This window comes from Achromobacter sp. DMS1, from assembly GCF_001270295.1.
Genome location: NZ_LHSJ01000088.1, coordinates 1 through 6,760, shown reverse-complemented (window position 1 = coordinate 6,760; position 6,760 = coordinate 1). Strand labels below are relative to the sequence as shown.

Genomic DNA, 6,760 nt, shown 5'->3' with positions numbered 1-6,760 from the left:
GGCCAGGCAGGATGCCGCTTTGGGCCACGCTGGCAATCAGCGCGAGGGGGCAGCGGCACGGGCGGCGAGGCGCTCTCCACCAGGCGGGGCACCGTGGCGCCCGCCATCGCGACGACGCCGGCCATCGCGGCCAGCCACAAGACGGCGCACAGTCGGAACAGCGGGCTTTTCTGCAGGGCGGCTTCGGCGTTCATGGGGCGGGCGGAGACAAGAATGCGGTCGATGGGCCGGCGATGCCGGGCGTCGCGCTTGCGCGGCGCGAGCGCATTCTAGGGGGCGGCGGCGGGCTTGTCACTTGCGCGAAGGGCGGCGTGCGAGGTTCAGGGTTTTCCCGCGCCGAAGCCGTGGCGCACGCGGTCGTGCGCGCAGGGACGGGATGGCGCGAAAGCCAGGCGTGGCGCGCGTTTGCGGGCGGGCGGCCGGTCAGATGCGCGGTCGCGCGCATTCCCTAAGGTTATAGACCCTGTCGTCTTGGCTATTTGTATGCGCCGCGAGCGCGATAGCATGATGTGTGCACGGGCCGTGCAGCATGTGGACGGCCTTGATTCATCAACGCCGGCCGCGCAGGCCGGCGGACATAACCTGATCGAAAAGCATTTCAGGGGGAACCAGATTCCGACGGCGCGCTGTGCGCGACCGCCGCGGAAGGCGCGAAACCACGGCGGGCCGGATGGCGCGGCCCGGCATGGCTACGCGCCGCTGTTTTCCCCGCTTGTGAGTGGGGATGATGATATGCGAGTTTTCAGCGCCGGCCTGGGCACCGAGACGAACACGTTTGCGCCGATGCCGACCAGTCTTGCGTCGTTCCGGGACCGCGATTACTACCCGGCGGGCACGCACCCGGACACGTTGACCTTTGCCGGCGCGCCGCTGTATGTGGCGCGCCAGCGCGGCAAGGCGCTGGGCTGGGAGCTGTTCGAGGGCGTGGTGACGTCGGCGCAGCCGGGCGGCATTACGACCCGTTCGGCCTACGAAACCCTGCGCGATGAGCTGCTGGCGGACCTGCGGCGCGCGCTGCCGGTGGACATGGTGCTGCTGGGCCTGCACGGCGCGATGGTGGCCGATGGCTATGACGATTGCGAGGGCGACGTGTTGCGGCGCGTGCGCGAAATCGTGGGGCCCGGCGTGACGGTGGGCGCGGAGCTGGACCCGCACGCGCACCTGACGCCGGCCATGGTCGAGCATGCCGACGTGTTGGTGCTGTTCAAGGAATACCCTCACACCGATATCCGCGAGCGCGCGCAAGAGCTGGTCACGCTCTGTGTGCAGGCGCGCGAAGGCCGCATCGCGCCCAAGGCCGCGCTGGTGGATTGCGAGATGATCGTGCCCATGCACACGACGCGCGAGCCGGCGCGTTCATTCGTGCGGCGCATCCAGGAGATGGAAGGCAAGAACGGCATTCTGTCGATTTCGGTGGCGCAAGGGTTCGCGACCGGCGACGTGCCGGAGATGGGCACCAAGGTGCTGGTGTACGCGGACGGCGACGCCGGGCAAGCGCGGCAGGCGGCGCGGCGGCTGGCCGACGAGCTGATCGCCATGCGCGAGCAGCTGATGGTGCCGTACCGGAGCATCGACGAGGCGCTGGACGAGGCGCGGGCGTTCGAGGGCGGCCCGGTGGTGCTGGCCGACCGGCCCGACAATCCCGGCAGCGGCGCGCCGGGCGATTCCACGTTCATGCTGGCGCGCATGCTGGAGCGCGGGGTGCGCAACGCGGCGCTGGGGCCGCTCTGGGATCCGGTGGCGGTGCGCATCGCCTTCGATGCGGAGCCCGGCGCCACGCTGATGATGCGGCTGGGCGGCAAGGTGGGCCCGCTGTCGGGCGATCCGGTCGACGTGTCGTGCACGGTGAAGGCGCTGAAGAAGAACCTGGTCATGACAGGGCTGTCGGGCGCGCCGGCGCCGATGGGCGACTGCGCGCTGGTCGAGGCGCAGGGCATCGAGATCGTGCTGACGTCGGTGCGCAACCAGGCCATCAATACGGATCTGTTCAGCCAGCTCGGCTGCGACCTGGCGTCCAAGAAGATCGTGGTGGTGAAGTCGGCCCAGCATTTCCATGCATCGTTTTCCCAGGTGGCGCGCCACGTGATCTACGTGGGCGGGCGCGGCGTGGCGACGCCGGACTGGAAGACGCTGCCCTACAGGAAGATCCGGCGGCCCAAGTGGCCGCTGTGAAGGGCGCCGCCCGGCGCGGCCGTGGCGGCCGGCTTACATGTTTGCCGTTCGTACCCGCACGATGCCGGGATCAGGGAGTGTAGCGATGAAGAAAAGACTGCTGGCGAGCCTCGCCGCGATTTCCATGACGGCCGCCTGCGCCCTGTGCCCGGGCGCCGCGATGGCCGAGACCAAGACGCTGCGGCTGGTGCCGCATGCCGACCTGAAGGTGCTCGACCCGACCTTTACCACCGCCTACATCACGCGCAATTTCGGCTACATGGTGTACGACACGCTCTTTGCCATGGACGAGAAGGGCCAGCCCCAGCCGGAAATGGTGCGGGATTACAAGGTGTCCGACGACAAGAAGGTCTGGACCTTCACGCTGCGCGACGGGCTGAAGTTCAGCGACGGCAATCCGGTGACGGCCGCCGACTGCGTGGCCTCGCTGCAGCGCTGGACCGCGCGCGACAACATCGGCCATGCGCTGAGCGCGGCCGGCGGCAAGTGGCAGGCCGTGGACGCCAGCACCTTCACGCTCACGCTGGAACGGCCGTTCGGGCCGGTGCTCGACGGGCTGGCGAAGGTGTCGAGCTATCCGGCGTTCATCCTGCCGGCGCGGCTGGCGAAGATGCCGGCCGACCGGCCGCTGACGGAGGTGGTGGGCTCGGGCCCGTTCCTCTTCAAGCGCGACGAGTGGGTGCCGGGCAACAAGGTGGTGTTCGTCCGCAATCCGGACTACAAGCCGCGCAGCGAGCCGGCCTCGGGCCTGGCGGGCAGCAAGGCGCCGCACGTCGATCGCGTGGAATGGGTGATTCTTCCGGATTCGAACAGCGCGGTGGCGGCGCTGAAGAACCAGGAAGTGGACATGATCGAGCAGACGCCGGCCGACTACATCGAGCCGTTGCGCAAGGAAAGCGGCATCGCCATCGGCGTCATGGGCCGCAACCAGGCGTACATGGTGCTGAACCAGGCTTTTCCGCCGTTCGACAACGCCAAGATCCGGCAGGCGGCGGCGCATGCCATCGACCAGGCCAGGTTCGTGAGCGCGATGGGGTATCCGCCCGACCTGCGCCTGGATCACTGCGACACGTTCTTCATCTGCGGCGGCCCCAACGAAACCGCCGCGGGATCGGCGCCCTACGCCAAGCCCGACATCGCGCTGGCCAGAAAACTGCTGGCCGAGGGCGGCTACCAGGGCCAGAAAGTGGTGGTGATGCTGCCCTCCGACCCGGTGTACCTGAACGCCGCCACGCTGGTGGCGATCCAGGCGCTGCAGGACATCGGCATGACGCTCGACATCCAGGCGATGGACTGGGCGACCATGACGGCGCGCCGCAGCAAGAAGGCGGCGCCGGACCAGGGCGGCTGGAACGTGTTCGTGTCGTCGGCCTCGGAGTTCAACGTGAATTCGCCGCTCAACAACACCTACCTGGCGGCGAGCTGCGGCAATACGCTGCCGGGCTGGCCGTGCGACAAGGAGCTGGACGCGCTGCGTGCGAAGTGGATCGCCGCGGTGGACCCGGCCGGGCGCAAGGCGCTGCTCGACCGCTTCCAGGAGCGCGCCTACCAGGTGTTCCCGAACGTGCCCGTGGGCCAGTTCTCGCTGACCTTCGCGGCGCTGAAGTCGCTCAAGCACACCGACAGGATCTGGGGCGTGCCCAACGTCTGGGTGCTGGACAAATGACGGGCGCGCGGCGCGAGGACGCGAGGCTGCCATGGCGTACGTAATCCGACGCGTGTTTTCCGTGGTGCCGGTGATGATCGTGGTGGCGGTCATCGTCTTCCTGCTGATCCACCTGTCGCCGGGCGACCCGGCGGCGCTGATCGCGGGCGACTTCGCCACCGCCGACGACATCGCCCGGCTGCACGCCGCGCTGGGGCTGGACGAGCCGCTGTGGCGGCAGTTCGTGCTGTGGGCGGGCAAGCTGCTGCGCGGCGACCTGGGCACGTCGATCTTCACGCAGGTGCCGGTGACGACGCTGCTGGCGCAGCGCCTGGAGCCCACGCTGTCGATCGCGGCGCTCACCATGGGGCTGTCCATCGTCGTGGCCATTCCGCTGGGCGTGCTGGCGGCGTACCGAGCGGGGTCGTGGGTGGACCGGCTGGTGATGGTGTTCGCGGTGCTGGCGTTTTCGGTGCCGGTGTTCCTGGTGGGCTACCTGCTGATCTACGGTTTCGCGGTGCAGTTGCAGTGGCTACCGGTGCAGGGCTACACGCGGCTGTCCAGCGGCGTCTGGCCGTGGCTGCGCAGCCTGATCCTGCCCTGTGTGAACCTGGCGCTGGTGTACATCGCGCTCATTACCCGCATGACGCGCGCCACCGTGCTGGAGGTGCTGCACGAGGACTACATCCGCACGGCGCGCGCCAAGGGCCTGGGCGTGCTGCCGGTGCTGGAGCACGCGGTGCGCAACGCGGCGATTCCCATCGCCACCACCGTGGGCGTGGGCATCGCGCTGCTGATCGGGGGCGTGGTGGTGACCGAGACGGTGTTCGCCATTCCGGGCATCGGGCGGCTGGTCATCGACGCCGTGCAGCATCACGACTACCCCGTGATCCAGAGCGTGCTGCTGATCTCGGCGGCCACTTATGTGTTCATCAACCTGCTGATCGACCTGAGCTACCGGCTGTTCGATCCGCGCATCCGCTACTGAAACCGGAAGGCACGCATGGCTGACAATCCGATTTCTTCCGCCGCGCCCGGCGGCGCGGTCGTGCATCAGGCGCTGTCGGGCGGCGCGCGCCGCTGGCGCTGGGTGCGCAAGCATCCCACGCTGCTGCTGGGACTGGCGCTGCTGCTGGCCGTAGCCGCAATTTCGCTGGCCGCGCCCTGGCTCGCCACGCACGATCCCCTGGCCATCAACCCGCTGCAGCGCCTCAAGCCGCCGTCGGCGGAGCATTACTTCGGCACCGACGCGCTGGGCCGGGACGTGTTCAGCCGCGCCGTGTGGGGCGGACGGGTGTCGCTGGTGGTGGCGGTGTCGGTGGCGGCGCTGGCCAGCGTGGCCGGCGTCGTGCTGGGCCTGATGGCGGGATTCGTGCGCTGGGCCGATTCGCTCATCATGCGCATCATGGACGGCATGATGGCCATCCCCGACATTCTGCTGGCCATCGCGCTGATGGCGGTGATAAGGGCCAGCCTGGCCACGGTGATCATCGCCATCGCCATTCCGCAGATTCCGCGCGTGGTGCGGCTGGTGCGCTCGCTGGCGCTGACCCTGCGCGAACAGCTTTTCGTGGAGGCCGCGCATGCCATCGGCACGCGCCTGCCCGTGATTCTCTGGCGCCATGTGCTGCCCAATACCGTGACGCCGCTGGTGGTGCAGGCGACCTTCATCGCCGCCACCGCGGTGCTCACCGAGGCCGTGCTGTCTTTCCTGGGCGTGGGCGTGCCGCCGCAGGTGCCGAGCTGGGGCAACATGATGGCCGACGGCCGCAACTACGTGGCGGTGGCTTTCTACACCATTCTCTATCCGGGCATCCTGCTCGCGCTGACGGTGCTCGCCATCAACCTGATGGGCGACGGGCTGCGCGATGCGCTGGATCCGCGGCTGGCCAACCAGCTCTAGCGTTTCGATGTGGAGAGTCTTCATGAAGCATGAACCGAACGGCCAGGCAGCGGGCGCGCCGCAGGCCGGCGACGCGTTGCTGGAGGTCGATGGGCTGTCGACGTATTTCGATACGGTGGAAGGCACCGTGCGATCGGTGGACGGCGTGTCGTATCGCGTGCGGGCCGGGCGCACGCTGGGAGTGGTGGGGGAATCGGGTTGCGGCAAGAGCGTGACGGCGCTGTCCATCCTGCGCCTGGTGCCCACGCCGCCGGGGCGCTACGCGGCGGGCGAGATCCGCTACCGAGGCGTGAATCTGCTGTCGCTCACCGAAAAGCAGATGCGCAAGATCCGCGGCAACCGCATCTCCATGATCTTCCAGGAGCCCATGACCTCGCTCAACCCCGTGCTGACGGTGGGCAGGCAGATCGCCGAGACGGTGATGCTGCACCAGAAGCTGGGCCGGCGCGAAGCCTATGCGCGCGCCGAGGAAATGCTGGGGCTGGTGCAGATCGCCGAGCCCGCGCGGCGCGTGCACGAGTACCCGCACCAGCTCTCGGGCGGCATGCGCCAGCGGGTGATGATTGCGCTGGCGCTGGCCTGCAACCCCGAGGTGCTGATCGCCGACGAGCCCACGACCGCGCTGGACGTGACCATCCAGGCGCAGATCATCGACCTGCTGCGCCGGCTGCAGGCGCAGATGGGCATGGGCATCGTGATGATCACCCACGACCTGGGCGTGGTGGCCGAGTGCTGCGACCGCGTGGTGGTGATGTACGCGGGCCGCAAGGTCGAGGAGGCGCCGGTGGCCGAGCTGTTCGACCGGCCCCTGCATCCCTACACCCGGGCGCTGATGGCGTCCATGCCCTCGATGAATGCCGGCCGCGCGCGGCTGGCGGAAATCCCCGGCATGGTTCCCGCGCCCAGCGAGCTGGGCCGGGGCTGCAGCTTCGCCCCGCGCTGCGCCTATGCCACCGGACGCTGCCGCGCCGAGGCGCCGCCGCTGGAGGCGCACGGCGCCGATCACGTGGCGGCCTGTTTCGAGGTGGAGCGCGTGGCCC

Annotated in this window: 6 protein-coding genes; 5 read left to right on the top strand and 1 reads right to left on the bottom strand. The window is 69.0% G+C overall.

The genetic code is table 11. The features are described from left to right. Nucleotides 1-194 (bottom strand): hypothetical protein (locus AD428_RS26780; protein ID WP_053245349.1); only part of this gene is annotated, 194 nt, incomplete at its 3' end. Between the two features lie 538 nt (nucleotides 195-732). On the opposite strand from AD428_RS26780, the gene AD428_RS12260 reads away from it, so the two are divergent. The 5 genes from AD428_RS12260 to AD428_RS12240 form a co-directional block, all read left to right on the top strand. Then, complete coding sequence (locus AD428_RS12260; protein ID WP_053245348.1) at nucleotides 733-2,172, top strand: M81 family metallopeptidase; 1,440 nt, start codon at nucleotides 733-735, stop codon at nucleotides 2,170-2,172. A gap of 85 nt (nucleotides 2,173-2,257) precedes the next feature. Beyond that, nucleotides 2,258-3,838 (top strand): ABC transporter substrate-binding protein, encoded by a 1,581-nt coding sequence (locus tag AD428_RS12255; protein WP_053245347.1) that lies wholly within the window; start codon nucleotides 2,258-2,260, stop codon nucleotides 3,836-3,838. 31 nt (nucleotides 3,839-3,869) lie between these two features. Further along, nucleotides 3,870-4,805, top strand: coding sequence for an ABC transporter permease (locus tag AD428_RS12250; RefSeq protein ID WP_053245346.1), 936 nt, complete (start codon nucleotides 3,870-3,872; stop codon nucleotides 4,803-4,805). A gap of 15 nt (nucleotides 4,806-4,820) precedes the next feature. Further along, the gene (locus AD428_RS12245; RefSeq protein ID WP_053245345.1) at nucleotides 4,821-5,720 is read left to right on the top strand and encodes an ABC transporter permease; all 900 of its coding nucleotides are present in this window, start codon (nucleotides 4,821-4,823) and stop codon (nucleotides 5,718-5,720) included. A gap of 22 nt (nucleotides 5,721-5,742) precedes the next feature. Then, nucleotides 5,743-6,760: ABC transporter ATP-binding protein (locus AD428_RS12240; protein ID WP_053245344.1), on the top strand; the 1,018-nt coding region annotated here is incomplete at its 3' end.